Raw genomic sequence first — 26,345 nt, forward strand, 5'->3', positions numbered from 1 at the left:
GACGCAGAACCGATCCAGTCGAAGACTTCGAGACAATTCTCGAGGCACCCTCGAGTTCTCTCGGAGCGCGACCAGCGCGGTCGCGAGCACGGACGGTCCGGACTATCGAAAACGGACGCTGCTCGAAGTATTGTGTTACGCCGGACTCCCTTCGCTCTCTGCAATCTCGAATAGCTCGTCGTATCCCTCGTCCATGGGGAGTTGCGTTTTGATATCCTCGAGCGCGCCCACGCTGACCGCTTCCTCGACGACGTCGAGGACGACCTGGGCGTGAAACGCGGCATCGGCCGGGTCGTCGTCACCAACTTCTTCGCGGTCGGCGACGCGGTCGACGAACTCGTCGAAGGCGAACTGCTCGACGTCGTCGACCACCTCGAGGAACCGGCCGAGTTCTTCGGGGAGTTGCGCGCCGAGGTTCTCGGCTTCGCCGGGTTGGATTCGTTCGGAGAGCGTGGTCAACGTCGCACGGCTGATGCTCAGTGCGGCCTCTCGAGAGTCGAGTTGGGCGCGGTGTTGAACCTCGCCGATGAAGTTATCGTACTGCATGGGCGGACGTTCACGGGCCCGTCACGAGAGACTGAAGCCTTCAGGTGAAAGGCTCTCGGCCGACTCGAGGCGAGCGATCAGAACACGTCCGGCGAATCGTCACTGTGGGGTACAGGAATCGAAAGACAATTTGAAGCGACGATGCTACGGGGAGGCATGCTTTCGATTGCGCTTGCCGGAAAGCCAAACGCCGGCAAGTCCACGTTCTACACTGCGGCGACGATGGCCGAGGTGGACGTCGCTAACTATCCGTTTACGACCATCGACGCCAACCGGGGCGTCAGCTACGTCCGAACCGAGTGTCCCTGCCTCGAGCGCGAGGAGCGCTGTAACGCCGACAATTGCGAGAATGGCAAGCGCTACGTTCCGATCGAACTGCTCGACGTCGCCGGTCTCGTTCCCGGGGCACACGAAGGGAAAGGGCTCGGCAACCAGTTCCTCGACGAACTGACCAACGCGGACGTGATCGTCAACGTCATCGACGCCTCCGGCGGGACGAACGAGAAGGGCGAACCGGTCGATATCGGCGAGCACGACCCACTCGAGGACATCGACTTCGTCGAGGAGGAGATGGACCTCTGGCTCGCGGGCATCGTCGAGGACAACTGGGAGTCCGTCGAGCGAAAGTCTCGATCGCCAGATTTCGACATCGACGAAGTCCTCGCGGACATGCTCTCGGGCTTTGGAGCCTCACCGACGCAGATCGCGAAAGTCCTGCGCGAACTCGAGTATCCCGACGATCCGATCCAGTGGGAGGACGACCACCGCGAGGAACTCGCGCGGCTGGTTCGCGAGCGAACCAAACCGATCGTCGTCGCCGCGAACAAGATCGACGTCGCCCCACAGGAGAACGTCGAGAAACTGCTCGAACTCGATAAGCCCGTAATTCCGACCACTGCGGAGGGAGAACTCGCCCTCCGCCGAGCCGCCGATAACGATCTCGTCGACTACGATCCCGGCGACGAACGCCTCGAGATCGGCGACGGCGTCAGCGACGCCCAGCGTGAAGCGCTCGAGGGACTCGCAGAGACGATGGCCGAGTGGGACGGCACGGGCGTCCAGTCCGCGCTGAACTACGCGGTGTACGACTTACTCGAGTATCTCACTGCGTACCCCGTCGAAGACGCCGCGAAGTGGTCCGACGGCAGTGGCAACGTCCTCCCCGACGCCTTCCTCCTGCCCGACGGCTCGACACCCGTTGACCTCGCCTACGCCGTCCACTCCGATATCGGCGACGGCTACCTCCACGCCGTCGACGCGAAGTCGAGTCGGGAAGTGAGCGACGAGTACGAACTCGAGGAGAGTGATGTGATCAAGATCGTAAGTACTAATTGACAAACAAAACACACATTTCTACCTACAATCGCCGAGGGTAGCGTTCTGTACTGGAGGCACAAGTATTGGCCATACGAGTAGTATTACTGATTCGTTGAAAAACTCTCCCACCCTCGATATTTACCGACACCAATAACGAGTAACATGACTCCAACAGCGATCCCTGCAAATCCGAATACTCCTGTCGATTCTGCTGAATCAAGGATCGCCATAGAACCAAAGAGAAGACCTGATAACCCTAAAATCACCGCACCCACTCCAAACCGTTTCGCTTGTTCCATGGGTCAAGTACTGACGCCAATCTTCAAATTACTTTTCAAGAAACACTGAAAGATGCCAAACTTGGACCGAGAGTGAATATGCGCATCGGCGGGATAGAGAGACGATTTATACGTTGTGTACACTGTGTGTACTCAGAACTAGTAATCAAGATCGTGAGTACGAACTGACACAATCGGAACTGTCGCGTGTTACTCGTTTTCGAGCGCGTCGTAGATGTCTCGATTTGCGTCCCGGTCAGCTGCTGCTACCCGCCGGACGACCTCACCTCGGATATCCTCCATCACTTCATCGAGTGGAGTCTCGGACTCTAAACCATCCTCGGTCGCCATATCCGATGTATCGTTCCGACTGCGATTAATCGTTCGGGGTAGACGAGTCACTGGGTAGTTCGTCTAGTCCGTAACGAATGCAGTCGTCGCACCACTGTTTGATCCTGTCCGCGAGGCCGGCCTCTTTCACACGAGAACGAAAGTATTCGACGGGTTCCACTTCCTCGACTGTTGAACTGATCAGGTAGAGACCGGAATTGAGCGATTCGGAACGGACACCGAGGTTTCGAAGAAACAGACCTCGAGAATGCGTGGAGGGACGTAAACGAGGACAGACAGTTTCGAAGCTACTGCTCTTGGTCAACAAACAAGTGAGTGTGAACGCCACGGACGACTGCCCCAACGCCGACGAGGGTGAGCACCGCTACCGTAAGCAGACTCGAGTCCCCGAGCATCAGGACGCCGGCGAACACGACCGAGGAGACGCCGATTCCGATCATCGTATACGCGTACAGTCTCGGACGGACGACGATGAGACCGAGGCCGCCGGCGATGAGGGCCGCGAAGACCGTTGCGCTGCTAACGCCGGTGAGGTAGAGGCTGGCGAGTGCGATACCGATCACTGTGAGGGTTAACGCGATCCACGGGTACTGCCAGCGCGATACGTTCATTGGCGGAACGTGTCGCTAACCTGATAAGGATCTTCTGTCTCTCGGAAGAGTCTCGCCGATTGGGTCGCCAGTTGTGGACCGTGTCCGATCGCCGCACAGGAAAAATGCTGATAGCTCGACCGCAAAACGAGCTGCACGGTATGGTAACCGATATCGAGTTCGGTAGGGTACCTTTTCGGTCGTTACCGTGGGAGGGAACAGCATGAATACGACCGTACTCACCACGGGCGGCACCATCGCGAGCACCGATTCGGACGGCGGCCCGAAGCCGACGCAAACGGGCGAGGAACTGCTCGAGGCCGTCCCCGAACTCGAGTCCCACGCGGAGTTGACGATCGAAGACGTCGCACAGGTGCCGAGTTTCGAGATGGACGGTGAGACGCTCGAGGAAATCGGCGAACGCGTCCGAGAGCTGGACACCGATTCAGCGGTCGATACCGTCGTCATCACACACGGGACGGACACGATGGAGGAGACGGCGTATTACCTCGACGTCACGACACAGCCTGAGACGCCGGTGTTTCTGACGGGGGCACAGCGCCGACCCGACGAGGTGAGCCCCGACGGACCGAGTAACCTCCTGACGGCGGTTCGGGCCGGCCGTGCGTTCCGCGAGCGTGACGCGGGTGGGACGTTCGTCGCGTTCGACGAGGAGATCCACAGTGCGCGGTACGTGACGAAGACGCATACCTCCGCACTCGACGCGTTTCAATCGACGGATGCGGGGCCGGTTGCACACGTCGACCGAGACGGCGTCGCGATCCATCGCCCGCCTCGATCCGAGACGGACCCGATCGAGGCAACGTCGCTCGAGCGCCCCGTCTACACGATCAAGAGCGGAACCGGCGTCACGGGTGAGCTACTCGAGGCCGCCCTCGAGTGCGGGGCCGAGGGTCTCGTCGTCGAAGGAACCGGACTCGGAAACGCCACGCCGGGACTCGCCGAGGGCGTCCGCGACGCAGTCGAGTCGGGGGTTCCCGTCGTCGTTACGTCGCGGTGTCTCGAGGGACGAGTCACGCCAGCCTACGGGGGCGACGGCGGTGGTGAGCGCCTCCGCGAGTACGGGGCAATTTTCGGCGAGGATCGGTCGCCGCGGCAGGCAAGGCTTCGACTCGCACTCGCGCTCGAGGCCGTCGACGACCTCGAGTCGATTCGGGCGGTGTTCGAGGCGGACGCGTGACTGGGTAGCGGGCGCTCAGATATACTGACTCTCGCTTTCGTAGACCGACGGGTCGTCTTTGAACGTCTCGGCGACGGTCTCGAGAGTGACGAAGCGTGCGTTTTCGTGGCTTTTGACGTACTGGATGAACTCCTCGAACAGCGGGATCATGTGTGGGAGGCCGTGGATATCGGGGTGAATCGTGAACGTGTAGACACCCGCGCCGCGTCGGTTGTAGAGGTAGTCGAACTGGCGTTTGTAGTACTGTTCGTACATCATCTCCGGGTCTTTGTATCCCGCGTGGTAGATGGGCTGTTTGATGAACAACATCGGCGGGATGTCGTCGCGATACCAGCTAATCGGAATCTCGACGATGTCGGTCTCCTCGCCGTACTGGTAGGGCTCCATCCACGTCTGTGGGTCCTTGTCGTAGTCGATTTTCTCCCAACTATCGCCCTTTCGCATCCAGCCGGGTTCGAACATCCGTTCCATCAGGCTGCTGTCGTAGAGAAAGCCGTGTTTCTCGACAAGATCCGGCGTGTTCTCGCTGAACTCCCACCAACTCGCGCGGTGGCCGACTGGCTCCGAGCCCGTTACGTCCTCGATAAGATCGATCGACACCTCGAGAATCTCGTCTTCTTGTTCTCGCTCGAGGTCAGTCGGGTTCTCGTGGGAGTAGCCGTGGACCCCGAGTTCGTGACCGTCCGCCGCGACGGCTTCGATTTCGTCTCGGAAGGTATCGATGGTGTGCCCGGGGACGTACCACGACGTGTCGATATCCTGTTCGTCGAACAGGGCGAGCATCCGCGGGATGCCTTCGTTTCCGGCCGCGAGGCCTCGAGAGAGGTCCGCAGGAGAGTCTTCTCCGCCGTACGAGCCGAGCCAGCCGGCGACGCAGTCCGCGTCGACGCCGATGGCAACGTCAACTGTTCCCATGGTTCAGCAAACGATTCCACAAGACGCGGTAAAGAGGTTCGTTACGGCCGTTCGTGACCGTAACACGAGTTGATCGATTTCCGCGGACGAGCGTTCTCGAGCGACGCAACTTCCGCCCTCGACGACAGCGATAGACGGTGTGTGAACACGGAGAGTGAGTTCAACACGACAGTCGCGTTTGTTCTACTCTCGTATCCGGAACCACCTGTCGGAGAAATTGGTCGCTACCCGTCGGCCGACCGGACGAACACCCAACCATCGCTCCTGACCACGATCTCGTGGTCGCGATAGCTGAAGGTAATCGACTCCGTGCCGTCGTGATTCTGGCGCGTTCGAACCGGGCCGAACAGCGCTTCTTCGACCGCGACGGTGTCGACGTGGTCGTACAGCGGCGGCGTTTTGATGTTGGGTGGATCGACTCCTTCGGCGTCAGCGACGGCAAAAATTATCGTCGTCGTCAGGTCGTGGGGCTCGTCGTAATCGTAGTGTGCTTGGGCGTCTGCAACCAGATGATCACTGCCGTCGGTAGCGTGTGTATCGGACGGACTGTCTTTGCGTTCACTCATGATACTCCCTCCCAGCGTGAGACTCCTGGTCACTATCGGTGCTTGCTCCGAACCCAGCCAGCGACTTCAAAATTTGGTCAGCATACTCACCTTTGGAGATGGTCTCACGCTCGCGGTCGAAGTCAACCACGTCGTGGTCGACCAATTTCGGGACGTGAGCGTGCATGAGCGAGACGTAGACCTTGTTTCGCTCGTCCACCGTAATCGTCTCCTCGGGAACGTCTAGCTCCCAGGCCGCGAGCTTCGTGGCGAGTTCACGAAGCGACCACTGTGGCCGTTCGGCGAGGGTGTAGAGGAGGTAGCGCCGCCGCGGATGTGAGAGAACGAGAAATTCGGTGTCCATCTCGAGAAGTCGGTCGGGGAAGACGGGTTCCTGCTGGGTCTCGTCAGCAGGAGAGTTGCTGTCTTTTCCGCCAGAATCCTTATTCATGCCTACAGCTACCACACCTAATTTGTTAATTCCTCGGTCACGTGAAATGGTAGCACTAGGATTCTGAAAGGTGATTTCAGCTAATGCACGGCTGGCGGGTGATTCGTCATCCGAACACTGCGCTACTGCGAATAGGCTGCGAGAATCGATCCACTCGAGCAAAAACTGACTAACCAGTCAGTTTAATAGCCGCGGCTCCCAAGCCTCGAGTGACCGATGGAAAACCAGGCACCGACGTTGATGGAAGACATCGATCGGGCACGCGAAACGCACAGAGCCCACCTGTGGGGTGCGATTATTTCGGCAGTCGTCTCGCTGTTCTTGCTCCCAATCGTTGGAATCGTCGCCGCCTACAGCGGCGTCAAACTCTCGAATGCAATGGATCGATCGTGGTTCGGGTACCTCTTCGCCGGAATGGGGCTCGCCAGCGTCACGCTCTGGCTGCTCGGATTGGTCCTCTGGCAACTCGGCTACTTTACGGTCTGAGAGACCGCAATCCCCGGCATACACTCGCATTTCTGCGTTCGCAGTTTCGTTGATCACGTCATTGTCGCAGTGAGGGTTCCGACTCGAGTCAGAGGAGTCCAGCCAGCGGCTCGAACCAGACGGCGAAGACGAGCACGGCCAGGAAGACGTACGAGCCGCGGATGAGCAACATCGTCGCGATGTCGGGCGATGCTCGTCGAGCGAAGACGGCGACCGCTGCGAAGGCGAGCGCGGCGAGCATCGCCGACGGCGGGAACACTCGAGCGACGGCAAACCCGGCGACGAGGAGCAACGCCGAAATCAGCAGGCCGTAGGCGACGCCGTCCGCGCGCTGTCGACCGAGGGCGACGGCGACGGTTCGTTTTTGGATCGACCGATCGTACTCGTAGTCCTGTGCGTCGTCGATCACCTTGATCCCCGAGAGCAAGACGAGGAAGACGAGCGCGAAGCCAACGGGGACGAGGGCGAGCGTCCCGGCTTGTACGTAGAACCCCCCCAGCAACGAGAGCGCGATGCCGAGTGGGTAGCCGGTCGTCGCCGTGAGCGGGTTCGTGTCGAGTTGTGGCGCGTGGAAATACGCGATAACCCACGTCGGAACCGTCAGCGCGACGGCGACCCAGTCGACGAACGCGAGCAGTGCCAGACAGCACGCTGTGAACGTTCCCGTCGAGAGCACGAGGCCGATCCGACAGCCGCGTTCGGTCAGCGGGTGATCGTCGTCTTCGCCGCGAACGTGAAAGTCGACGTAGCCGTCCTTGACGTGGGCAGTGTACACCGCAGCGAAGATGGCAACGAGGTGAGTCGCGGCGAGTCCGACCTCGAGCGTACCCGCGAGAATAACGCCGAAGAGCGACGCTGCGAGCGGTGGGAGCATGAACACGGGATGGACCTGCGACCAGTAAGCCCGAACGATCGCAACGGTGCCGGTCCCGTCTCTCACGACGGCCATGCCTCGAGTGACACCGAACTGGCGTATAATACCCAGCCCCGGCAGGGAGGGGACAGCCGAACAACCAGCGTCGGACGCCGAAACACACAGGTTGATGTATCATCCCGTGCCACGCACAGCCATGACAGACGACTACACTGGCGCTGATCTCTTCGCTGACGCACTCGAGGCGTACGACGTCGACTACGTCTTCGGAAACCCGGGGACGACGGAGTTACCGATCGTCGAATCGATCGGCAAAAGCGACCTCGAGTACATCCTTGGGCTCCACGAGGACATCGCCGTGGGGATGGCTTCGGGCTACGCACAGACGCGGCGCTATCACTCACACCACGACGACTCGGTGCGACCGGTCGGCGTCGCGAACCTTCACATCGCTCCCGGGCTCGCACACGGACTCGGAAACGTGTACGCGGCCAAAATCGCCGGCGCGCCGCTGGTCGTCACGGCGGGCAACCACAGCACCGATTTCCGCCACGAAGAGCCCATCCTCTCGGGTCAGTTAGCCGAGATGGCAGAGCAGTTCTGTAAGTGGTCCGACGAAGTCCTCGACGTCGACGCCCTCCCGACGATGCTCCGACGGGCCTTCCGCGTCGCGATGACGCCCCCGACGGGTCCCGTCTTCCTCGGGCTTCCCCTCGACGTCATGCTGGCCGAAACGGACGACGAGCCCGAACGCCTCGGCGCGATTCCGAACGCCGGAAGCGGCGATCCGGCCCAACTCGAGCGAACGGCCGATCTCCTGGCCGAGGCCGACGAGCCGGTGATGGTCGTCGGAGACCACGTCGCTCGCTCCGGTGCGGACGCCGTCGCTGCGGCCGTCGAACTCGCGGAGGCGACCGGGGCGCGCGTCCACGGAGAAATCCTCTCCGCGGAAGTCGACTTCCCGACGGATCACGACCAATGGGTCTCCTACATCCCGCCGAGTGAAGGGCTCGCGTCGATGCTGATGGACACCGACACGCTCGTCTTCGTCGGCTGTTCGACAAACACGACGCTGACCCGCCACGAGGGTGACCTCGTCGACAGCGAGACAACGTGCATCCACATCAGCGACGACGACTGGCAGGTCGGCAAGAACCAGCCCGCCGACGCGGCCGTCATCGGCGACCCCGGCCTCGTCCTGCAGGAACTCATCGAGCGCGTTCAGGGACGGATTTCGGCGGAGACCGTCGAGGGCCGCCTCGAGGACGTCGCCGCGATCAAAGAGATGGTCGACGCGAAGATGGCCGGCATGGGCGAAGGAAACGCCGAAGACGATCCGCGGGCCTCGAAGGCCGAACTCGTCGATACGATGGAGCAGGTGGCGGGCGACTGCGCCATCGTCGACGAGGGAATCACCTCGAAGTACGCCATGTTGACGCGCTGGGACCTCGCGCCGGAGCAGTACATCTCCAACAAGGGTGGCGGACTCGGCTACGGGCTTCCCGCCTCCGTCGGCGCGGCCATCGCGGAAGGCCAGCGAGACGAACCGCGGGACGTGGTCGGCTTCATCGGGGACGGTTCCTACCAGTACTATCCCCACTCGATCTACAGCGCGGCCCGCCACGACGTCGACCTCACGGTCGTCATCTCCGACAATCGCAACTACCGAATCCTCAAGAACAACACGCTCGACTTGCTCGGGGGCGAGGAAGCGGACTACGAGTTCGTCGGAATGGACTTCGACCCGCCGGTCGACCTCGTGAAAAACGCCGAGAGCCACGGCGCGCGCGCCGAACTCGTCGAAACGCCCGACAAAATTGCGGGTGCGCTCGAGGACGCGCTGGCGAACGAAGGCGTTGACGTCCTCGACGTATTAGTCCACGACTGAATTGCGCACCTCGTCTCAGTATTGTTCCTGGACGGTATCGATTTTACACTGCACGCAGAGATCGTCGGCAAAGCAGGAGATGCTATCGTAGGGACACTCGCGTTCCTCGACGTGGACGGAGAGTCGGCGTTTCTCTCGGTTCCAAACGCGTTCCCAGACGTCGATGTCCGTGTCGACGGAGCTAAAGACGATCTCGCCGTCTCGGTCGACGATTTTCGCGACCGTGACGCGTCGCTCGTGGATCTTTACGAGTTCGATGGCCCCTTCGTATGACGAACATCGGTGAGTCTCCGTCCCCCGTTCGTCGTCCAACAGCCGGACGGTGATCGACCCGTCGTACTCCTCCGTCGGGTCCAATCCGTGAGTCATACCCGTTATTGCTCGGAGGACCGTGAAAAAGGGAGTGGCAGATTCGCCGCAGTATCGAACGGCGACCCAGCTGACCCATCACGAACCCGAGGTATTTTGATCTGACACGACCAACGGATTCTCACTTGTGCAATCGATACCGCCGGGTGCCCTCTCACTCGAGTCGATGCAATCGACGTCGCGTTTGGCGGTGGATCAGCGATGAGTCTCGGCGACCTCCGAACTGGCCTCTGGATTCGAATGGGTGTCGCCAGTCTCCTCGGTTTCGTCGGCGTGCTCGTCCTCTTCGTCGTCGAGATTGTTCTCGCGTCGCTCATCTCGTTCGCCTTCGTGGAAGGCGTCCCGGAAATGGCTGGAACGGTGCTCGTCCTCGTACTCGTCGCTTCCGGCTTCCTCCTCTGGTGGTGGCTCACTGCGACCGTTCTCGCCAGACTCGTTTCCCCCGGCGCGCTCTCCGAGCGATTCGCCCACGATGGCGTTTCTGAGGCCGCCGCTGGACTCGGTGCCCTCTTCTGGAATCCGACGCGGGTGGTTCCGCCGAAGTACCTCGGACTCGCCGGCGGCGGAGCACTCTCGTTCTTCGTGCTCTACACCCTGATCGTCGACGTTCTCGAGATTTCGGCCGCCTACATCGGCGTCGTCGTTGGCCTCGGGTTCGTCGGCTGGCAGACCTACCGACTCGTCGACAACGAACTCCGTCAAGACGGTGTCGTTCGAGGCGACCTCGAGGAAGCCTACGGCGTCGTCGAGGACGACGAGCGCGAACCCGAACTGCGGGCTCGCGTTCGACGATTGGCGCGACAGGCCGACGTTCCCGCGCCGGAGGTCCGCGTCGGTACTACCCGAACGCCACAGGCTGCAACCGTCGGCTACCGAGCGGAGCAATCGGTCATCGTCGTGTCCCGTGGCTTGCTCGAGACCCTCGATGATCCCGAATTGGACGCCGTGTTGGCTCACGAACTCGCACATCTCAGCAATCGTGACGCAGCCGTTCTGACGGGTCTCCGCTTTCCGGCAACGAAGGCGTCCATGGTCCTCACACGGTTCAACCACCCCATCATCCTCGCCGTCGTCGCTCCCGTCTACGTCTCGAGTCGCGTCTCCGTCGCCATCGTCGCCCGCTACCGCGAGTACGTCGCTGACGCCGCCGCAGCGAGTGTCACGGGGAATCCAGCTGCACTCGCGAGCGCCCTCGAGAAACTCGACGGCGATCGCTCGAGGCGGCCAGACACCGACATGCGCGCGGAACGCTCGACGGCCGCATTCGGCATCGTCCCGCCCCCGTGGCAGGAAAAGCGCTATTTCGATGGGGTGGCCCGGTTCGTCGTCCGCGGCGTCCTCGGAACCCACCCGTCGACGGACTCGCGAATCGAGCGACTTCGGAACGTGACCGAGGCAACCGAGTCGCGAGCAGTGACCGCCGAGCAGCGATAGATCTCAAGCGCTACGGGTCTCGAGGCCGTCTCGTCGAACGTGACCGACGAAGCCACATCGCCGCAGGGACCCGACGCCGACGAATCGCTCGAGGGCCGCCTCGAGCACCTCCACCGACACCTCGCAGCTACCGCCGAGTTGCCAGTCGATCGGGACGCCTCCCGCTGGCTCGGAGAAGCCGACGCGATCGCTCGAGACGTCGCAACGACCGATCTCGAACGCTCCGTCGTCGACGAACGCGTCGGGAAGATCGAGACACTGCTTGCGGAAGTCGACGAGACCGGCCACGAGGAGGCGGACGAACACCTCGAGGCGGCACGCCAAATCTGTGTGACAGTTCAAAACAGCGATTTCGACGCCTGAGACAACCGTCCGTTCGTGAGGTGACCGTTCGGTCGCGGCGCTCGGTTCAGTTATCGTGAACGCTGAAGTTTATGGGAGTGGCTGACGCGGTAGGTGATGATGGCACACACTCGAGCGATTCGAGAGACGCGGAGGGCAGACCGGTGAACGCCGAACTAGACCTGCTGGTGCGACTGAACGACTACGAACGCCCGCAAGGAGTGGCCGAGCGCGCCGTTCAGGCGGAGGAACTCGGCTTCGATCGGATCACCGTTGGCGAGACGACGGGCTGGAACATCGTCCCGGTACTGACGCTCGCGGCCGACCGCACCGAGGAGTTGGGGATCACGAACGACGTCATCTCGCCCTATGGACGGTCGCCGGCGATGCTCGCACAGACTGCACTCGCATTGCACGAAGCCTCCGACGGCAGATTCCGGCTCGGGCTCGGTCCGAGTTCGCCCGCGATCACCGAACGCTGGCACGGCCTCGAGTTCGACCGCCCGCTCCGACGAACGCGCGAGACCATCGAGGTTATCCGCGCCGTCTACGAAAACGGCTCGCCGGCGTACGAGGGCGAGATTTTCGACATCGCCGGACTCAACTACGAACGCGAGATTCCCGAGAACCCGCCCGAAATCGATCTCGGAACCCTCGGCCCGAAGGCGACCGAGATGGCCGGCCGCTTCGGCGACGGCTGGGCACCGCAGTTGTTCACGGAAGACGGCCTCGAGACGAGACTCGAGGACTTAGCGCGCGGCGCCGAACTCGGCGACAAGACGCTCGAGGACCTGCGCGTCGCGCCGATCATTCGTGGCGTCGCGAGCGAAGACCGCGAGGTCGCCCGCGAGAAGGCGCGAGGAACGATCGCGTTCATGCTCGGCGCGTACGGTCCCTACTACGGCAACTCGGTCGCCAAGCAGGGCTACTCGGATATCGTCGAGGAGATCCGTGCGGCCTGGCAGGATCGCGATACCGACGCGATGGCCGCCGCGTTGCCCGATGAACTGCTCGACGAACTGGCCCCTGCGGGGACGCCCGACGAGGTCCGTGAGTGGGTCGAATCCTACGCGGAAATCGAGGGCGTCGACGCCGTCCGAATTGGGTTCGTCAACGAGCTGAGCGACGAGGAAAAGGAGACGACAATGGAAGCGGTTGCGGACCTCGTCTAAGCCGGCGCGACCGCGATTCGACTCGAATCCGTTTTTCGAACCCGACGGTCCACAGCGACCGCGCCTCAGCCCTCGCCTTCGGACTGATACGGCTCGCCCACGGCGTGGCGCGGCAGGAGGTTGAACACCTCGTTCTCGAGGTCGTCCATCGATTCGAAGCGGTCGCCGCTGGACTCGGCGACGATCTCGCTGAGGTTCTCCTCACCTTCGGAAAGTACCAGCGTCACGTCTTCGCACCCGTCGATAGCGTCCTCCCGTGAGATCGGATACTCGAGGTCTTTGAGGACCGTCTCGACACGATTAAGTTTGACATCCTGCCCCATACTTCGATGAGGCTCGGCGTCGGCTTAGCCGTATGCACCCGTCTGATTCGACGACAGTCAGGTGTCTGCGGCGACCACCATTCCGTTGCCGTGTAAAGAGGGTACCATAGAACGGTTCGCATGGCATCTCTTTCATTCACTCGGGACTGATTATCCGTATCTTGTCTGTGCTTATTGATCAGCGAACGTTCTATCAGGTTCGTGTGAGGTTCGTAGCGTCGTGTTGGATACACAGCGCATACGTGTCAATTGCTCCAGTTGGAACCCCATAGCTGGAATCATGAGAGTGTTGGTTAATCCATCGTGAATAACTGCTACAGATACCAACGTTGCTTATTTGTCCGTCTTTGTGGCTTGTGCGCGTGTCAATGAGATCTATCGTACAAGACGCTCATCACACAGGTCACTACCAGTAGTAGAAGCATCACTAAATATCGAACAGCTTATGAGTGCCAATGAGGGCCTGCTGAACGGAGACCAGCTATAACAGATAAATATCAATGAATACACTACCTTGTGTGTCGATGTCTGACGAGGATTTATATGGGTAGGGCAGCCCTCAAGAGGTATGAGTGGCGATTCGAAGGAATCCACGCAAGGTATCAAACAGAATCAATCCCCTGAGACGGATGGCACTTCATCTGTGACTGACACGCCCGAAACACAACCTCTGTCGATAACGCTGCCAGACGGGAGTGAGAACGTTGCTGACGCGATCGTCACACATAGAGAGATGCTGACTGATCCCCATGAACATGGGTTGGCAACTGATGAAGACATCTCGCATCTCTCAAAAGCTATGGAAACGTTCTCGGATAGACTTGAAAAAACCACCCAACAATACGACGAGACTCAATCGCAGGTCGATGAACTCCACAATCTCGTGGAACACCAACAGCAACAAATCAACGAACTGCAATCGGTAGTTATCTCACTCGCAGATATTCTCGGGACCGAAGCAGAGTGGACAAAGTTCAACGACACATAAGGAGCCGAGGGGACCTCTTCCGAACGTATGACAAGTCTGAAATTTAGTACCAGCAGTTGGTGACTTCCTACCGACGGACCCGAAAGAAAACCACTGCCGCTCGGTCAATCTCACAGCGTTATGGGCCTGTACTTTCGATTGGGTGAATCTGATTTGATTGAATAGGGGGTTAAACGATGTACTCGTGCTCTATATTCAGCAGGTCGATTCTGACGCTAATCCGAGAGTTGAGCAACTGCTCTGGTAACACCTTCGCCTCTACTGAGCGCGAATTTCACGTTCCTCTCTGAATAGAGCAATCGTATTTGCCACTTCTGGTACGATTCGGTGCCCGCTCGAGCGTGCGCACGTCGGTTCGTGAGCCGTGACGACAGACGAGTGATGTGTGTATCCGAATCGGCTCACATTCACGCAGATTCAGCGTTCCAATGATCGATTACGACGCGCATACTCATGGCTTCTCTCTCGAACTAGCTGTTCGTCGGTGGACATCGGATTCGGGGACGGAATCGAGTCTCGCCGAAGATGTTCGGGTAATGGGCAACTACGGGGAATGAATCGAGCGTGTCTGTGGCAAACGTTCGCACTGGTATATGTGCTGGCGTCGATTCTGTGAGGTGTATCACCCAAAGCAATGGCGAGCCCACCCACCGAACGAGAGAGTCGCGCTGACCCGACCCGCAGCACACTCGAGGACGACGAGCGGACGCACCGAGCGCTCGAAGAACGCGTGCCGTCGCTCGCGAAGCCGATTCGGGTGACCGGCTTCTGGGGCGGCATTATTCTCCCCGTATTCTACGTTCCGTTGCTCGTGACCGGATTGTCGACATCGTTCGAGTTTTTACTCTTTCTCGGCCTCGTCGCGCTCAATCTCCTCGCGCTGTACGTCGGACGGGTTCACAGACAGCAGTAGTCGACGTGCTATCCCGTTACTCACTCGAGAATCGGCGGACGAGGTGATCGAACTCGCTTCGAATGGCCGTTCGTTTGACGAGGACGAAGCCGGCCGCGATAAATCCGAAGCCGACGACCGTGGCGGCGTCGACGACTTCGCCCAGATACAGCCAGCCGAAGAGCGCGGCGAAGACGGGGGCGACGTAGGAGACCATGTTGATCTCGACGGCACCCAACCGCTCGAGTAGGTCGAAGTATAGCAAAAAGCCGATCGCACTCGCGACCAGGGCCAGGTAGCCGAGTGCGCCGACCGCTTCGGGGTGGGTCCACGCTGTCGGCTCGAGGGGTTCGCCAAGCGCGAGACTGACGGCGTGCATGATGAGCGCGCCGCCGAGCATCGACCAGGCCTCGAGCGTTTCGATGGGGAGCGTGGCCTCGAGCGAACGGGTGACAACGCCGCCGAGGGCGAACGCGGTCGCGGCACAGAAGACCAAGAGAATCGCGACGACGTCTGTCGTCAGCAGCTGTTCCGGATCCGGTCGTGCGACGAGACCGACGCCGACGAGTCCGAAGGCCAGTCCCACGATGCCGACGCTCGAGAGCGCATCCGTCGGGGTGAGTACTCGAGCGAAGCCGGTGGTCAAGACGGGCGAGAGGCTTACGACGATGGCAGCCGCGGCTGCCGTCGTGTGCTGTTGTCCGACGAACAAGAAGACGTGGTACGCCGCGATCAAGAGCGTGGCTCCGACGGCGACGAGGAGCCACTCACCGCGACGGGTCGGATACCAGTCGTCGACGGCGTAGACGGCGTAGGCGAGCATGAGCACACCGGCAATATCGTAGCGAAAGGCGGCGAACAAAACGGGTGGAAAGTGCTCGAGGCCTGCGCTGATGGCGACGAATGCGGTGCCCCAGATTCCCGCGAGGCTGATGAAGAGGAGGGCGTTCCGATATCTGCGCACACGGGACATCGACGCAGTATCGTTCTACGTGTTTCGATTCGTCCATCTTCGTCCGTTCAGACGACGTGTGTCGTTCGCTCGTACAGACGACACCCACAGGCACCCCATTCAGGCGACGCTCACAGGAAGTGGCGACGTTCTCCAGAAGCCATCCCCTCCAATCGAGTCGAAAAGTGGCCGCTTACAGCGACGGCAGTTCGCGAATCTTCGGATCTTCTTCGGTCTGTTTGAACTGGGTCAACAGCGGTTTAATGTCCTCGAACCCTTCAGTGAGAACGATGTCGCCGCTGCGGAGGTCGTAGTCGATGATGTCGTAGTCAGCCAGCCGCGGCAGGTGATTGTGAACGAGCGAGATGTAGATTTGCTGGCGGCGCGCCTCGTCGACCGTTGTTGGGTCCGCGTCGAACTTCCAGGCGGCGATGCCGTCGGTAATTTCGTCGATATTTGCACCGTGACGGTCTGTCAACTGATATAATACGTATCGTCGCTCGGGTTCCGACAGAAGCGAACAGGCGGCTTCCATCCGAGTTGTAGACGTCTCGTTCATACCCGAGGCCAGGAACTGGTGGGTATTACACCTACGGCCAACACAGATTGGTCGACCTGCCCAACCCAACGATCGTCCAGATGCGCTATTTCGTCGGAATCGTGCCCTATAGAGGGGAATATCGACTTACGAGGTCGAAAAATATTTCTGCGAATAATGCAGGAAATGAACTCTGTCCAACACACCGCTCTGTCCAACACACCGAAACTCGAGAGTGGGCACAGTGATACTCGGGATCGTTCCAATCCACGCAGACTGGACCGTTGACACAGCGACTACTCAGATCAATTGCTCGGACCGAGACGACTCACAACTGCGGGTCCGTCTCCGCGAACGGGTCGGAACCGTCGGTATAGAGGTGACACGCGACGGGGTGGTCTCCGTTCTCGAGTGTCGGTTGCTCCCGTTCGCAGACGCTTTCGTAGGCCTCGCGCAATCGAGTTGCCGCCTCGTCCCAGTTTTCGTCGGCCAGTTCGCCGAGTGCCTCGTCGACGATTCGGTCGTGTCGAGGGGGCAAATCGGTGTCGAGCAACCGCGTTCGGAGCACCTCGACGAATTCGGGGACGTTTTCCTCCGGAATCCCCCCCGAGGTGGGATCGAACTCGCCGTCGCCCCCGACGGACTCGAGGGAGATGTCCCGACGTTCGACTCGCTCGCGAAGGGTCATGATGTCGCGGTAGGTCTGCTGGTCGAGGTCGAGTTCGTCGGGCGGGATGACGTTCGGACACCGCGTTCTGAACCGGCAGCCACTGGGCGGGTCTCGCGGGGAGGGAACGTCTCCGGCGAGCGTCTCTCGGTCGCGTTCTCGTTCGTCGGTCGATGCTCGAGGTACGCTCTCGAGGAGCGCTTGCGTGTAGGGGTGTTTTGGATCCTCGAAGAGGGCCTCGACGGGGCCGACTTCGACGATTTCGCCGAGGTACATCACGGCGACGCGGTCACAGACGTGGCGAATCACGGAGAGATCGTGACTGATCAGCAAGTAGGTGAGGTCGAACTCGTCCTGGAGGTCGTCGAGCAGGTTCAACACCTGTGCCTGCACCGAGACGTCGAGCGCCGACGTCGGTTCGTCCAGCACGATAAAGTCGGGTTCCAATGCGAGCGCACGCGCGATGCCGATGCGCTGGCGTTGGCCACCGGAGAACTCGTGTGGATACCGATCGAGTTGATCCGCAGCGAGGCCGACGCGTTCGAGCAACTCACGAACTCGCTCGCGTCGTTCCTCGGTCGTTCCCACGCCGTGGATGTCGAGTGGTTGCCTGACGATGCTCCCGACCGTCATTCGTGGGTCGAGACTCGAGAATGGGTCCTGAAAGACGATCTGTGACTCGCTGCGAAACGCCTGGAGATCGCTTCCGGACAGTTCGGCGACTGGCTCGCCGTCGAACTCGACGTGCCCGTCCGTTGGCTCTTGTAGTCTGAGGATGGTCTCGCCCGCGGTCGACTTGCCACAGCCGGACTCGCCGACGAGCCCGAGCGTCTCACCCCGGTAGATATCGAGGCTCACACCGTCGACGGCCCGAACCGGAACCGCTTCGTCGCCGAACAGTCGGTCGACAATCGAATCGTTCTCCCAGAAGTACTTCTCGAGGTCCTCGACGCGGACGAGTGGCTCGTCGGTGCTCATTTCGTCTCACCTCCGGACTCCTCGAGGGGCGGCTGTTCGACCGGTTGCTGGGCTTCGATCGATTCCTCCGGCCGTTCGTCCCGGGCTCCGTCCGTCGTCTCCCCGAAGTAGTCCGCCGGAAGCGCTCGTGACTCGTCGTAGGCCATCTCAGTTAGGACGCACCGTGCTGCGTGCTCGTCGCTCCCTGCGGCGTCGTACTCGGGTGGGTGCTCGAGGCACTCGTCCATCGCCTTCGGACAGCGGTCGGCGAAGTGACAGCGATCACCCATCTCGTGATCGAGTAGGCTCGGAACGTTTCCGGGGATCGGCTCGAGGCGGCCGCCGACTCCTTCCAGATCGGGAATCGATCCCAGCAGCCCCTCCGTGTAGGGGTGGACGTGGTCGTCGAAGACGTCCGTAAGGTGGCCGCGCTCGACGATTTCGCCGGCGTACATCACGCCGACTCGGTCGCACATCCGAGCCACGACGCCGAGGTTGTGCGTGATCAGCAGGATGGTCATCCCGGTCTCTTCCTGGAGTTCGTCGAGCAGATCGAGAATCTGCGCCTGAATGGTCACGTCGAGGGCCGTCGTCGGCTCGTCGGCGATCAACACGTCCGGCTCTCCGGCGAGCGCCTGGGCGATCATCGCCCGCTGGAGCATCCCGCCGGAGTACTCGTGTGGGTACTCGTCGGCCCGTTCGACCGGGTCTGGAATGCCGACTAACTCGAGCAACTCGACGGCCCGTTCGCGACTCGACTCGCTGACGTAGCGCTGGGAGGGAAGTACCGTCGAGAGGAGGAAGTTGCTCATCGAGTACTCCTCGGAACTGGTTCTGGCACGCGTCGAGCGAGGGTTTGCGCTGGCACGACGCTGAACCTCGACGGCCTCGGCGAGTTGTTCGCCGACGGTGAGACTTGGGTTGAAACTGCTCTCGGGATCCTGGAAGATCATGCTGAACGCGGACCCTCGCAGCGAGTCCCGAACCCGCTCTGGAACGGCCCGCAGGTCGACGAAGTCCCCGTCGACCGCCTCGGGGTGATCGTCGCGAACCGCCTCGGCGAGGTCCGATTCGTTGAACCAGATCTCGCCGTCGGTGATCCGTCCCGGCGACTCGATCAAGTCGACGATCGATCGCGCGGTGACGCTCTTGCCGCTGCCGCTCTCGCCGACGATACCGACGATTTCGCCGCGTTCGATTCGCAAGTCGAGATCGGAGACGGCGTTTACCTGTCCCTGTTCCGTGAAGAACCGCGTCGAGAGCCCCTCGACCCGGAGGATGTCGTCTGTACTCCAGTCGTCCGATCGCTGCGTGTCTGGTGCGTTCTCTGTCATGTTAGCCGGCACCTCCGCCCTCGCCCTCGATGTTCGGGTCGAGGGAATCCCGGAGCCAGTCGCCCAGGAGGTTGATACTGATCACGGCGAGCACGATCGCGATACCCGGCACCGTCGCGATCCACCACGCCGTCGCGAGGTAGTCTTGGCCCTGTTGAATTTCGTAGCCCCACGAGAGTGTCGTCCCCGAAAAGCCCAGGTAGGAGAGCGAACTCTCGAGGAGGATGATCGCGGCGACCTGAATCGTCGCGAGCACGATCACCGGCGTGAGGCTGTTGGGCAGGACGTGCCTGAGCAGGATCGTCCGATTGGGCGCACCGAGGCTCTTCGCCGCCTTGACGTACTCTTCGTTGCGGATCGACATGGCCTCGCCGCGGGCGACGCGGGCGAACCACACCCACGTGACGAGGGCGACGACGAGCGTGACGGTTCCCGGGAGAACGGCGTACTCGGGCATTCCCTCGGCGAACCCGGCCATCACGATCGGATCGGGAATGTATTGCGTGCTGGGTCCGAAGACGCCGATGAGCGCGATCGCGAGGACGAGCGACGGGAACGCGAGCATGATGTCCGCGATCCGCATCATGCCGTCGTCGATCCGACCCCCGTAGTAGCCCGAGACGAGGCCGAAGGGAACGCCGAACGCAGTCGCTAACCCCGTTCCGAGTAAGCCCACGAGGAGCGACGTTCGGGCACCGAAGAGGACCCTCGAGAACACGTCCTGTCCGATGTTGTTCGTGCCGAGGTAGTGCTCGTCGCTCGGTTCGACGGTGTAGCTCACCCGTTCCTGGCCGTCCTCACCCTCCTCCCACATGTGGGTGTCGTGCTCGACGCCCATCGGCGGGTAGGGGTTGCCGTGCTCGTCGAAGTTGCCCGTCGTGTGGGGGTTGTGCGTCGCGAGAACTGGTGCGAACAGGGCCAACAGGATGATTACGATCGCGATCGCGAGGCCGACCTTCGCGAGCAAGCTCTCGTTCCACTCCCGGCGCAGGTTCGATTTGAGTCGGTCGGGAATCATTCGTCGACCACCCGCGGGTTGAGGTAGGCGTACAGCGAGTCGACGAAGATGTTGATCACGACGAAGCCGACGCCGATGAAGATGATGATGCCCTGAATGAGCGGCCAGTCGAGCGCGTAGATGGCGTTGATCAGCCGCAAGCCGAGCCCGGGCCAGGAGAAGACCGTTTCGGTGATGACCGCGCCGCCGATCAACGTGCCGAGTTGGAGGCCAAGCACGGTGATGATCGGGATCATCGTGTTCCGCAGGACGTGCTTGTACCGGATCAAAACGCCCGGCAGCCCCTTCGCCTCAGTGGCTGTCACGTACGGTTTCCCGAGCTCGTCGATCATGCCGCTACGGGTGAGCCGGGTGATCAACGCCGTGAAGTACGTCCCGAGAGCGATCGCGGGCAACGTGATGTGACGCACCCACGTCACGAGGTCGTGTGCGTAGCCGGTCGTGATCAGGGAGTGCATCGCGTCGGCGAATCCGACCGGTCGCTGGCCCGTCGGGAAGATCCCGAACTGGACGGCCAACACGAGGATCAACATGATTCCGAGCCAGAAGTTCGGCGTGCTGATCCCGACCAGCGAGAACAGCGTCGCGCCGTAATCAGAGGGCTGATTGCGTCTCGTCGCGCTGATCACGCCCAACGGAATCGCGATGACGGTCGCGACGATGGTCGCCGCGATCGCCAGCTCGAGCGTGGCAGGGATTCGTTCGATGACCATCGTCGACACCTCCCGACTCGACTGATAGGAGTAGCCGAGGTCGCCGACGACGAGTCCCTGGAGGTACTCGATGTACTGAACGTAAATCGGCTCGTTCAAGCCGAGATCCTCGCGAATCTGCTCGCGTAGCTCCGGCGAAGCCGCGGGGTCGACGATCAGATTCACCGGATCTCCGGGCGAGACGGCTCGGAGCCCGAACGTGACTGTGACGACCCCCCAGATGACGACGAACCCTTGCAGGATGCGTTTGACCAGGAATTTTCCGTACGACATCGAGTGTGGTGTAGTGTGTGTGCTGGGTTGGTGTGGTTGCTGTCGGTCAGTGTGCCTCGAGCCGACCGGGCGAAGTCGACGAACCAGTGTGACCCTCGAGACGGCAGTATCGGGTGTCCCGAGGGCGATCCGGATCGGGCGATTGCGGCCGGATCGGTTCCGAGCGGTCCCGGTCGGTCCGTCGCTCACTCGAGTGATGCTGCCTTCCTCGAGTGGTGTCACCCGTCTCTTGTTTGGCCTCCTCGCTTCTTTCAGTTCTCGTCTGTCAGCCCATCTCTTCCGCGTAGAGGCTCTCATCGGCGCGTGGCTCCCACTCGAGGTCGTCGCGGACGCCGTAGATACTCTCCTCGAGATGGAGGAACACCCACGGTGCCTCCTCTCTGAGTTGTTCGTTGATATCCTGGAGTTGCTCCTCTCGCTCGTCCTCGTCGTCGATCTGTTGGCTCTCGAGGAGTTGCTCCTCGATGTCCTCGTCGGCGAAGTTGAACTGGCCACCCCCGCTCGTGAACCACGGTGAGAGCCCGTAGTCGGCGTCGCCGGTCGGATTCCCCCAACCGAGCAGGAAGAATGGGATCTCCTCGTAATCGGGCCCTTCTCCCGCCGCGTCGGAGACGTCGTCGAACGGAACGGTTTCGAAATCACAGTCGACGTTCTCGAGTTGGTCGATCTGGTCGGCCGCGGTCTGGGCGACCTCGGCGTCGTTGAGGTATCGCCCCTCCATCGTGTAGAGCGTGATCTCTTCGTCCGCGTAGCCGCTCTCCTCGACGAGTTCTTCGGCTTGGCTCTGATCCTGTTCGTAGGGCTCGAGGTCCGGGTTGTAGCCGAAGAGCCCCTCGGGAATGGGCTGGGTCATCGGCTCGCCGAACTGCCCGAGGATGGAGTCGATGATCCCCTGGTTGTCGACCGCGTAGTTCATCGCCTGCCGGAACTCCTGACTGTCGAAGGGTTCGATTTCGTTTTTCATCACCAGGAAGATGTTTCGGTTGCTGGTGACATTGCGAATCTCGATTCCGTCGTCGGTGTCGACGTCGTCGACGTCCGTCGGCGGCACGTTGACGACGAGGTCGCTCTCGCCGGTTTGGACCGCGCCCACGCGGGAACTCGACTCGGCGGCCGCGTTGATCCGCACTCGTTCGTACGCCGGTTCGTCGCCCCAGTAGTCGTCGAAGCGCGTGAAAACGGCTTGCACGTCGGGTTCGTACTCCTCGAGTTCGTAGGGGCCGGTTCCCATCATGTCGCCGTCGATCGGTTGCTCCTGGTCTTCGACCCACTCTTCGTTGACGGCGCGACAGAAACTCGCGAGCTGGAACTCGACGAGAGATTCCGATCCCTCGTGTTCGACGATCACCGTGGTGTCGTCCTCGGCTTCGGCCCCGGTGACCGTGGTGAGTCCGGCCACCTGGTCGCTCGCGAAGCCGACGTCTTCGTCGACCTGTCGCCGCAACGTGTAGGCGACGTCGCTCGCGGTGAGGTCCTCCCCGTTGTGAAAGACGACGTCGTCTCTGAGCGTCAGTTCGACAACGCCATCGTCGGGGTGACTCCACTCCGTGACCACGCGTTCTTCGATCTCGCCGTCTTCTGTCACCTCGAACATCGGCTCGTAGACCTGATCGAAGACGTTGTAGTACGGTGTCGCGTTGTGATCGTTCGGATCGGTGTTTTCGACAAACTCACCCTGCGTGATGACCAGTTCGTCGGTGTCTTCCCCCTCCTCGCCGAGACAACCAGCGACTGCGACTACAGACGTTGCGCCAACGGCTGTCAGAAACGACCGTCGTGTTGAATTCTCGTGTGGCACCCATGCCATAAGGAAACAAAGAACACGACAATATATAGGTATGATGACACAAATAGGATTCGGTGAAATACTGGTTCAGATGTTCGTTCGTCTCAGTGACATGCTTCGCATGTGCCCATCTCGACAATAGTTTAGTATACGTTCCGTACCATATTCTTCGACCCGCGCATTCGCCGACAATTCGTGTCAACAGCTGTCATGGGCAGAATAGTTAAGAGTGCAAATCCCATAGTCGCCTTCATGGCCGCTCACGGCCGGTCCGCACTGCGGGACCTGTTCGACGAGTCGCCCACACCCCACATCGCCCACCCGCCACGGACCCATCATCGTGACTTCTACGTCGCTACCGACGGGTCCTTCCGGAAATCGGGCGGTGGACTGGGCGCCGTAATCGAAACACGCGACGGCACCCGTGTCGCCCGCGTTGCGACCATGGATACACCGCCCGACAACAACGTCGCCGAGTACCGTGCACTCCACCTCGGTCTCGACATACTGGCAGCCCGTGCGCCTCGAGACGCCCGCGTTGGCGTCCTCATCGACCACGACGCCCTCGCCAGCAACGTCAACAGCACGATCCTCGCGAGGAACCATCCGGACGGAAAACCACCGCGTCCGGTCTCCGTCCCACCCGCCACACGCTATCACTGGCGGGGCATTCAGGCCCGACTCAACGGCTTCGGCGAAGTCCGTGCCGCACGCATCGATAGCGACCAGAACCCGGCACACCCACTTGCAAACGAACCTGGCCGCTATCGCCACGTCAACCGCGAACCCGACCGCTGCGTCCTCCCCGAAACGCCCGACCCGGCCCCGAACGAGTTCCCGCCACCCTCTCGAGCGAATCGAAACGGCGGCGGAAGAGCGTCGGACTGAGAAATCGGCAGACTATCGGTCCCAATGAATGTAGATCTCCTCTTCAACGGGACCGATACCGTTCCTCGAGGCTGACTGTCGGCAAATATAGGAAGTCTATAATACACACCCGCTTCGTGTCACTGCTACGTTCTCAATATAATCTATTCGAAACTAATGTGTGTTGACTAGTCTGTTCTCATATGGTTGTCCAAACCGCAGTCGTTGGTGCAGGAACCGTATCGCGTTCACACCTCGCAGGCGTTCGCAAACATCCCGATATGGAACTCGTGGCAGTGTGTGATCTCGACGAACAACGGGCCCGGGAACGGGCGCGGGAGTTCGGGACGATGGCCGTCACTGACTACACTGAACTGCTCGAGGAACTCGACTGCGTGCACGTTTGTACGCCGGTTCAGACTCACTTCGAAATCGCGAAGCGAGCGATCGAGGCGGGCGTCGCCGTCATCATCGAGAAGCCGTCGACCGTCACCGCCGAGGAGGTCGAGAAACTCGAGGAACTCGCGACGGAACACGACGTCCCGGCGACGGTAATTCACAACCACCTCTTTTACCCCGCTGTCCGGAAGGTTCGTCGGCTGATCGACGACGGCGAACTCGGAGAGATCAGGTCGGTCAACACGCTCTACGCCGGGCTCACGCCGCCGGATATGGTCAACCGAGGTTCCTGGGTATTCGAACTGCCGGGAGGCGAGTTCGAGGAGGGCCTCCCCCACCCGATCTACTCGCTGCTCGGCATCGGTGGTCTCCCCGCCAGTGAGGCAGACCTCTCCGCCCAGACGGTGCTCTCGCGTGAGTACGAAGACGACTTCAGCTACGACCAGGCACAGGTCCAGTACGTCTCTCGAGATGGGGCACTCTGCAACGTCACGATGCTCTCAGGAACGCTCTCCCAGCGACTCCACGTCGTCACCGGCTCAGAGCAATCGGTGATCCTCGACGAGATTAATCAGTCGATTTATCGCATCGACGAGGAGTACACCAACTCGGTCGTCACCCGATCGAAGAAAGGGTTCGACCTCTCGGCGGCCCAACTGCGCAGCACGCTCGAGAACGCGAAATCTGTCGCCGTCTCGCGCTTCGACGACAGTTGGGAAGCCAAAGCGAAGACGGACTCACACGCGGCAATCTTCGGGGAGTTCGTCGAGGCGATCGAGGGCGACGGGGAGGTCCCCGTCTCCCTCGAACAGTCGCGGTGGACGATCCGGGTGCTCGAGGAGATCCGCAAGTCGGCACGTCGCCGCGTCGGTGATCTCGAGGCGATGGCCGGCGACGAGACTGACACCGCGGAGCCGACGACGGATCTCGACGCCGAGGCGACCGTCGACGCTGAGTTGTGAGCTGTTTGTCTTTTTTCACCGACTCGGAGTCAGCTTCCGACAGTCTGGTCGCTCGTCCGGTAACGCGAGTCGTTACTCTCAGCAACGCCAGCACAGTTGCGGTCACGGCGGCGATGGTCACATTGTCCACTTCTTCGAACCCTTCGCCGACGGATTCGTCAGTCTGCTGGGCGTCATCCTCGCTAGTGTCCTCGTCTGGGGGCGTCCGTCGGTAGCCAGTGGACTCGTCGATCCCCGCGAAGTCAGAGCACATATCTAAGCGCCCTCGGTTTCGCGTCGCACGCGTCTCGAGATCGGCACTCGTCGCGGACTCGAGCGAATCGAAACGGCGGCGGGCGCGCCTCCGATTGACGGCGGGCATCGCTGACGCAACGGCAGCGAGCGAAGACCGCCACCGTTATCTCGCCGTTCGAGCGAACACTGTTCATGAGCCTCCGGGTCGCCGTCGCCGCCCCGTTCATTCAGAACGGCACGCAGTGTTTACAGGAAAACGAGTTCGTCGTGGCGCTCTCGCTCGATCGAGACTGGTTCTCCCCCGACCAATCGAAGCGATTGCTCGACGTCGCGACGCGTGAGGGCCTCCTCGAGCACACCGACGACGGACTCGAGGCGACGTTCGACCCGTCTTCGGTGACGGTGCCAGAGGAGTTTTCGCCGGACGACGACCTGCTTAGAGAGCGCTCGCCGTTCGAACGCGTTCTCGATACCCTCGTCGCGGAGGGCGTCGAGAAACACGAAGCAGTGGGCGCGATTAACACACTCCAGCAAGAACTCGGTGTGACGATCGAGACCGCAGCGGTCGTCTACGCCCGTCGCGAAGGGATCGACGTACGCGAACTGGCACCCGTTGCACGGTCGTCGCTCCAGGCCGAGGACGCGGAAGCCGAAGGGCGTTAATCCCCGCAGACCCATCCGTT

Annotated in this window: 29 protein-coding genes; 12 read left to right on the top strand and 17 right to left on the bottom strand. The window is 61.1% G+C overall.

Features of this window, described 5'->3' with window-relative positions; genetic code table 11:
• Positions 1-135: 135 nt before the first annotated feature.
• Positions 136-546 carry a DUF2267 domain-containing protein gene (locus tag BLW62_RS08430; RefSeq protein ID WP_090506662.1) on the bottom strand — a complete coding sequence of 137 codons (411 nt, stop codon included), beginning with the start codon at positions 544-546 and terminating at the stop codon, positions 136-138.
• A gap of 156 nt (positions 547-702) precedes the next feature.
• Between BLW62_RS08430 and BLW62_RS08435 the strand changes: the two genes are divergently transcribed.
• A complete protein-coding gene (locus BLW62_RS08435) occupies positions 703-1,881 on the top strand; it encodes a redox-regulated ATPase YchF (RefSeq protein ID WP_090506663.1) in 1,179 nt (392 codons plus the stop codon).
• 83 nt (positions 1,882-1,964) lie between these two features.
• Here the strand turns inward: BLW62_RS08435 and BLW62_RS18295 are convergent, their stop codons facing one another.
• The 3 genes from BLW62_RS18295 to BLW62_RS08440 form a co-directional block, all read right to left on the bottom strand.
• Positions 1,965-2,162 carry a hypothetical protein gene (locus tag BLW62_RS18295; RefSeq protein WP_139305393.1) on the bottom strand — a complete coding sequence of 66 codons (198 nt, stop codon included), beginning with the start codon at positions 2,160-2,162 and terminating at the stop codon, positions 1,965-1,967.
• Positions 2,163-2,351: 189 nt separating this feature from the next.
• Positions 2,352-2,492, bottom strand: a complete 141-nt coding sequence (locus BLW62_RS18655) for a hypothetical protein (RefSeq protein ID WP_175459719.1) — start codon at positions 2,490-2,492, stop codon at positions 2,352-2,354.
• Positions 2,493-2,779: 287 nt separating this feature from the next.
• A complete protein-coding gene (locus BLW62_RS08440; RefSeq protein ID WP_090506664.1) occupies positions 2,780-3,103 on the bottom strand; it encodes a hypothetical protein in 324 nt (107 codons plus the stop codon).
• 202 nt (positions 3,104-3,305) lie between these two features.
• Between BLW62_RS08440 and BLW62_RS08445 the strand changes: the two genes are divergently transcribed.
• The gene (locus BLW62_RS08445) at positions 3,306-4,283 is read left to right on the top strand and encodes an asparaginase (protein WP_090506665.1); all 978 of its coding nucleotides are present in this window, start codon (positions 3,306-3,308) and stop codon (positions 4,281-4,283) included.
• A 15-nt stretch (positions 4,284-4,298) separates the two neighbouring features.
• Here the strand turns inward: BLW62_RS08445 and BLW62_RS08450 are convergent, their stop codons facing one another.
• The 3 genes from BLW62_RS08450 to BLW62_RS08460 form a co-directional block, all read right to left on the bottom strand.
• Positions 4,299-5,198 (bottom strand): polysaccharide deacetylase family protein, encoded by a 900-nt coding sequence (locus BLW62_RS08450; protein WP_090506666.1) that lies wholly within the window; start codon positions 5,196-5,198, stop codon positions 4,299-4,301.
• 224 nt (positions 5,199-5,422) lie between these two features.
• Entirely contained in the window at positions 5,423-5,764 is a 342-nt protein-coding gene (locus BLW62_RS08455) for a HalOD1 output domain-containing protein (RefSeq protein ID WP_090506667.1), read from the bottom strand.
• Positions 5,757-6,194 carry a DUF7344 domain-containing protein gene (locus tag BLW62_RS08460; protein WP_090506668.1) on the bottom strand — a complete coding sequence of 146 codons (438 nt, stop codon included), beginning with the start codon at positions 6,192-6,194 and terminating at the stop codon, positions 5,757-5,759. The genes BLW62_RS08455 and BLW62_RS08460 overlap by 8 nt, the downstream gene beginning before the upstream one ends.
• Positions 6,195-6,410: 216 nt before the next feature.
• On the opposite strand from BLW62_RS08460, the gene BLW62_RS08465 reads away from it, so the two are divergent.
• Positions 6,411-6,680 carry a hypothetical protein gene (locus BLW62_RS08465; protein WP_090506669.1) on the top strand — a complete coding sequence of 90 codons (270 nt, stop codon included), beginning with the start codon at positions 6,411-6,413 and terminating at the stop codon, positions 6,678-6,680.
• Between the two features lie 88 nt (positions 6,681-6,768).
• Here the strand turns inward: BLW62_RS08465 and BLW62_RS08470 are convergent, their stop codons facing one another.
• Positions 6,769-7,629: a UbiA family prenyltransferase gene (locus BLW62_RS08470; RefSeq protein WP_090506670.1), complete on the bottom strand. Its 861-nt coding sequence runs from the start codon at positions 7,627-7,629 to the stop codon at positions 6,769-6,771.
• A 121-nt stretch (positions 7,630-7,750) separates the two neighbouring features.
• Here BLW62_RS08470 and BLW62_RS08475 point away from each other — a divergent pair, with 121 nt between their 5' ends.
• Positions 7,751-9,442 carry a thiamine pyrophosphate-binding protein gene (locus BLW62_RS08475; RefSeq protein ID WP_090506671.1) on the top strand — a complete coding sequence of 564 codons (1,692 nt, stop codon included), beginning with the start codon at positions 7,751-7,753 and terminating at the stop codon, positions 9,440-9,442.
• A gap of 15 nt (positions 9,443-9,457) precedes the next feature.
• On the opposite strand, the gene BLW62_RS08480 is transcribed toward BLW62_RS08475, so the two are convergent.
• Entirely contained in the window at positions 9,458-9,811 is a 354-nt protein-coding gene (locus BLW62_RS08480) for a hypothetical protein (RefSeq protein ID WP_090506672.1), read from the bottom strand.
• A 201-nt stretch (positions 9,812-10,012) separates the two neighbouring features.
• Here BLW62_RS08480 and BLW62_RS08485 point away from each other — a divergent pair, with 201 nt between their 5' ends.
• The 3 genes from BLW62_RS08485 to BLW62_RS08495 all read left to right on the top strand — a co-directional run bounded on the left by BLW62_RS08485 (position 10,013) and on the right by BLW62_RS08495 (position 12,759).
• Positions 10,013-11,245 carry a M48 family metallopeptidase gene (locus tag BLW62_RS08485; RefSeq protein WP_090506673.1) on the top strand — a complete coding sequence of 411 codons (1,233 nt, stop codon included), beginning with the start codon at positions 10,013-10,015 and terminating at the stop codon, positions 11,243-11,245.
• A 39-nt stretch (positions 11,246-11,284) separates the two neighbouring features.
• Positions 11,285-11,608: a DUF8152 family protein gene (locus tag BLW62_RS08490; protein WP_090506674.1), complete on the top strand. Its 324-nt coding sequence runs from the start codon at positions 11,285-11,287 to the stop codon at positions 11,606-11,608.
• 143 nt (positions 11,609-11,751) lie between these two features.
• Positions 11,752-12,759, top strand: a complete 1,008-nt coding sequence (locus tag BLW62_RS08495; protein ID WP_090506675.1) for a TIGR04024 family LLM class F420-dependent oxidoreductase — start codon at positions 11,752-11,754, stop codon at positions 12,757-12,759.
• Positions 12,760-12,824: 65 nt separating this feature from the next.
• On the opposite strand, the gene BLW62_RS08500 is transcribed toward BLW62_RS08495, so the two are convergent.
• Positions 12,825-13,082, bottom strand: coding sequence for a DUF5789 family protein (locus tag BLW62_RS08500; RefSeq protein ID WP_090506676.1), 258 nt, complete (start codon positions 13,080-13,082; stop codon positions 12,825-12,827).
• 568 nt (positions 13,083-13,650) lie between these two features.
• Here BLW62_RS08500 and BLW62_RS18300 point away from each other — a divergent pair.
• Positions 13,651-14,070 carry a hypothetical protein gene (locus BLW62_RS18300; protein WP_139305394.1) on the top strand — a complete coding sequence of 140 codons (420 nt, stop codon included), beginning with the start codon at positions 13,651-13,653 and terminating at the stop codon, positions 14,068-14,070.
• 634 nt (positions 14,071-14,704) lie between these two features.
• On the top strand, positions 14,705-14,983 hold the full coding sequence (locus tag BLW62_RS08510) for a DUF8028 family protein (RefSeq protein WP_076582075.1): 279 nt from the start codon (positions 14,705-14,707) through the stop codon (positions 14,981-14,983).
• Positions 14,984-14,999: 16 nt separating this feature from the next.
• Here the strand turns inward: BLW62_RS08510 and BLW62_RS08515 are convergent, their stop codons facing one another.
• The 7 genes from BLW62_RS08515 to BLW62_RS08545 all read right to left on the bottom strand — a co-directional run bounded on the left by BLW62_RS08515 (position 15,000) and on the right by BLW62_RS08545 (position 23,221).
• Positions 15,000-15,926, bottom strand: coding sequence for a DMT family transporter (locus tag BLW62_RS08515; protein ID WP_090506678.1), 927 nt, complete (start codon positions 15,924-15,926; stop codon positions 15,000-15,002).
• Between the two features lie 181 nt (positions 15,927-16,107).
• Complete coding sequence (locus tag BLW62_RS08520) at positions 16,108-16,473, bottom strand: DUF7344 domain-containing protein (RefSeq protein ID WP_090506679.1); 366 nt, start codon at positions 16,471-16,473, stop codon at positions 16,108-16,110.
• A 307-nt stretch (positions 16,474-16,780) separates the two neighbouring features.
• Positions 16,781-18,097, bottom strand: a complete 1,317-nt coding sequence (locus BLW62_RS08525) for an ABC transporter ATP-binding protein (RefSeq protein ID WP_090506680.1) — start codon at positions 18,095-18,097, stop codon at positions 16,781-16,783.
• Positions 18,094-19,410, bottom strand: a complete 1,317-nt coding sequence (locus tag BLW62_RS08530) for an ABC transporter ATP-binding protein (RefSeq protein ID WP_090506681.1) — start codon at positions 19,408-19,410, stop codon at positions 18,094-18,096. Before BLW62_RS08530 ends, BLW62_RS08525 begins: the two co-directional genes overlap by 4 nt.
• 1 nt (position 19,411) lies before the next feature.
• Positions 19,412-20,428 (bottom strand): ABC transporter permease, encoded by a 1,017-nt coding sequence (locus tag BLW62_RS08535; RefSeq protein ID WP_090506682.1) that lies wholly within the window; start codon positions 20,426-20,428, stop codon positions 19,412-19,414.
• A complete protein-coding gene (locus BLW62_RS08540) occupies positions 20,425-21,414 on the bottom strand; it encodes an ABC transporter permease (RefSeq protein ID WP_090507545.1) in 990 nt (329 codons plus the stop codon). Before BLW62_RS08540 ends, BLW62_RS08535 begins: the two co-directional genes overlap by 4 nt.
• 265 nt (positions 21,415-21,679) lie before the next feature.
• Positions 21,680-23,221, bottom strand: coding sequence for an ABC transporter substrate-binding protein (locus BLW62_RS08545; protein ID WP_090506683.1), 1,542 nt, complete (start codon positions 23,219-23,221; stop codon positions 21,680-21,682).
• A 231-nt stretch (positions 23,222-23,452) separates the two neighbouring features.
• Between BLW62_RS08545 and BLW62_RS08550 the strand changes: the two genes are divergently transcribed.
• From BLW62_RS08550 to BLW62_RS08560, 3 genes are all read left to right on the top strand, one after another.
• Positions 23,453-24,088 (top strand): ribonuclease H family protein, encoded by a 636-nt coding sequence (locus BLW62_RS08550; RefSeq protein ID WP_090506684.1) that lies wholly within the window; start codon positions 23,453-23,455, stop codon positions 24,086-24,088.
• 182 nt (positions 24,089-24,270) lie between these two features.
• Positions 24,271-25,428: a Gfo/Idh/MocA family protein gene (locus BLW62_RS08555; RefSeq protein WP_090506685.1), complete on the top strand. Its 1,158-nt coding sequence runs from the start codon at positions 24,271-24,273 to the stop codon at positions 25,426-25,428.
• A gap of 426 nt (positions 25,429-25,854) precedes the next feature.
• Positions 25,855-26,325 (top strand): DUF2240 family protein, encoded by a 471-nt coding sequence (locus BLW62_RS08560; protein ID WP_090506686.1) that lies wholly within the window; start codon positions 25,855-25,857, stop codon positions 26,323-26,325.
• The last annotated feature ends 20 nt before the right edge of the window (positions 26,326-26,345 follow it).

The organism is Natronorubrum sediminis, from assembly GCF_900108095.1.
In the GTDB taxonomy this organism is placed as follows: domain Archaea; phylum Halobacteriota; class Halobacteria; order Halobacteriales; family Natrialbaceae; genus Natronorubrum; species Natronorubrum sediminis.

What these genes read in the sequence shown, in the direction of transcription:
- BLW62_RS08430 (WP_090506662.1), bottom strand. Translation starts at nt 546, where the DNA reads ATGCAGTACGATAACTTCATCGGCGAGGTTCAACACCGCGCCCAACTC.
- BLW62_RS08435 (WP_090506663.1), top strand. Translation starts at nt 703, where the DNA reads ATGCTTTCGATTGCGCTTGCCGGAAAGCCAAACGCCGGCAAGTCCACG.
- BLW62_RS18295 (WP_139305393.1), bottom strand. Translation starts at nt 2,162, where the DNA reads ATGGAACAAGCGAAACGGTTTGGAGTGGGTGCGGTGATTTTAGGGTTA.
- BLW62_RS18655 (WP_175459719.1), bottom strand. Translation starts at nt 2,492, where the DNA reads ATGGCGACCGAGGATGGTTTAGAGTCCGAGACTCCACTCGATGAAGTG.
- BLW62_RS08440 (WP_090506664.1), bottom strand. Translation starts at nt 3,103, where the DNA reads ATGAACGTATCGCGCTGGCAGTACCCGTGGATCGCGTTAACCCTCACA.
- BLW62_RS08445 (WP_090506665.1), top strand. Translation starts at nt 3,306, where the DNA reads ATGAATACGACCGTACTCACCACGGGCGGCACCATCGCGAGCACCGAT.
- BLW62_RS08450 (WP_090506666.1), bottom strand. Translation starts at nt 5,198, where the DNA reads ATGGGAACAGTTGACGTTGCCATCGGCGTCGACGCGGACTGCGTCGCC.
- BLW62_RS08455 (WP_090506667.1), bottom strand. Translation starts at nt 5,764, where the DNA reads ATGAGTGAACGCAAAGACAGTCCGTCCGATACACACGCTACCGACGGC.
- BLW62_RS08460 (WP_090506668.1), bottom strand. Translation starts at nt 6,194, where the DNA reads ATGAATAAGGATTCTGGCGGAAAAGACAGCAACTCTCCTGCTGACGAG.
- BLW62_RS08465 (WP_090506669.1), top strand. Translation starts at nt 6,411, where the DNA reads ATGGAAAACCAGGCACCGACGTTGATGGAAGACATCGATCGGGCACGC.
- BLW62_RS08470 (WP_090506670.1), bottom strand. Translation starts at nt 7,629, where the DNA reads ATGGCCGTCGTGAGAGACGGGACCGGCACCGTTGCGATCGTTCGGGCT.
- BLW62_RS08475 (WP_090506671.1), top strand. Translation starts at nt 7,751, where the DNA reads ATGACAGACGACTACACTGGCGCTGATCTCTTCGCTGACGCACTCGAG.
- BLW62_RS08480 (WP_090506672.1), bottom strand. Translation starts at nt 9,811, where the DNA reads ATGACTCACGGATTGGACCCGACGGAGGAGTACGACGGGTCGATCACC.
- BLW62_RS08485 (WP_090506673.1), top strand. Translation starts at nt 10,013, where the DNA reads ATGAGTCTCGGCGACCTCCGAACTGGCCTCTGGATTCGAATGGGTGTC.
- BLW62_RS08500 (WP_090506676.1), bottom strand. Translation starts at nt 13,082, where the DNA reads ATGGGGCAGGATGTCAAACTTAATCGTGTCGAGACGGTCCTCAAAGAC.
- BLW62_RS18300 (WP_139305394.1), top strand. Translation starts at nt 13,651, where the DNA reads ATGAGTGGCGATTCGAAGGAATCCACGCAAGGTATCAAACAGAATCAA.
- BLW62_RS08510 (WP_076582075.1), top strand. Translation starts at nt 14,705, where the DNA reads ATGGCGAGCCCACCCACCGAACGAGAGAGTCGCGCTGACCCGACCCGC.
- BLW62_RS08520 (WP_090506679.1), bottom strand. Translation starts at nt 16,473, where the DNA reads ATGAACGAGACGTCTACAACTCGGATGGAAGCCGCCTGTTCGCTTCTG.
- BLW62_RS08525 (WP_090506680.1), bottom strand. Translation starts at nt 18,097, where the DNA reads ATGAGCACCGACGAGCCACTCGTCCGCGTCGAGGACCTCGAGAAGTAC.
- BLW62_RS08530 (WP_090506681.1), bottom strand. Translation starts at nt 19,410, where the DNA reads ATGACAGAGAACGCACCAGACACGCAGCGATCGGACGACTGGAGTACA.
- BLW62_RS08535 (WP_090506682.1), bottom strand. Translation starts at nt 20,428, where the DNA reads ATGATTCCCGACCGACTCAAATCGAACCTGCGCCGGGAGTGGAACGAG.
- BLW62_RS08540 (WP_090507545.1), bottom strand. Translation starts at nt 21,414, where the DNA reads ATGTCGTACGGAAAATTCCTGGTCAAACGCATCCTGCAAGGGTTCGTC.
- BLW62_RS08545 (WP_090506683.1), bottom strand. Translation starts at nt 23,221, where the DNA reads ATGGCATGGGTGCCACACGAGAATTCAACACGACGGTCGTTTCTGACA.
- BLW62_RS08550 (WP_090506684.1), top strand. Translation starts at nt 23,453, where the DNA reads ATGGCCGCTCACGGCCGGTCCGCACTGCGGGACCTGTTCGACGAGTCG.
- BLW62_RS08555 (WP_090506685.1), top strand. Translation starts at nt 24,271, where the DNA reads ATGGTTGTCCAAACCGCAGTCGTTGGTGCAGGAACCGTATCGCGTTCA.
- BLW62_RS08560 (WP_090506686.1), top strand. Translation starts at nt 25,855, where the DNA reads ATGAGCCTCCGGGTCGCCGTCGCCGCCCCGTTCATTCAGAACGGCACG.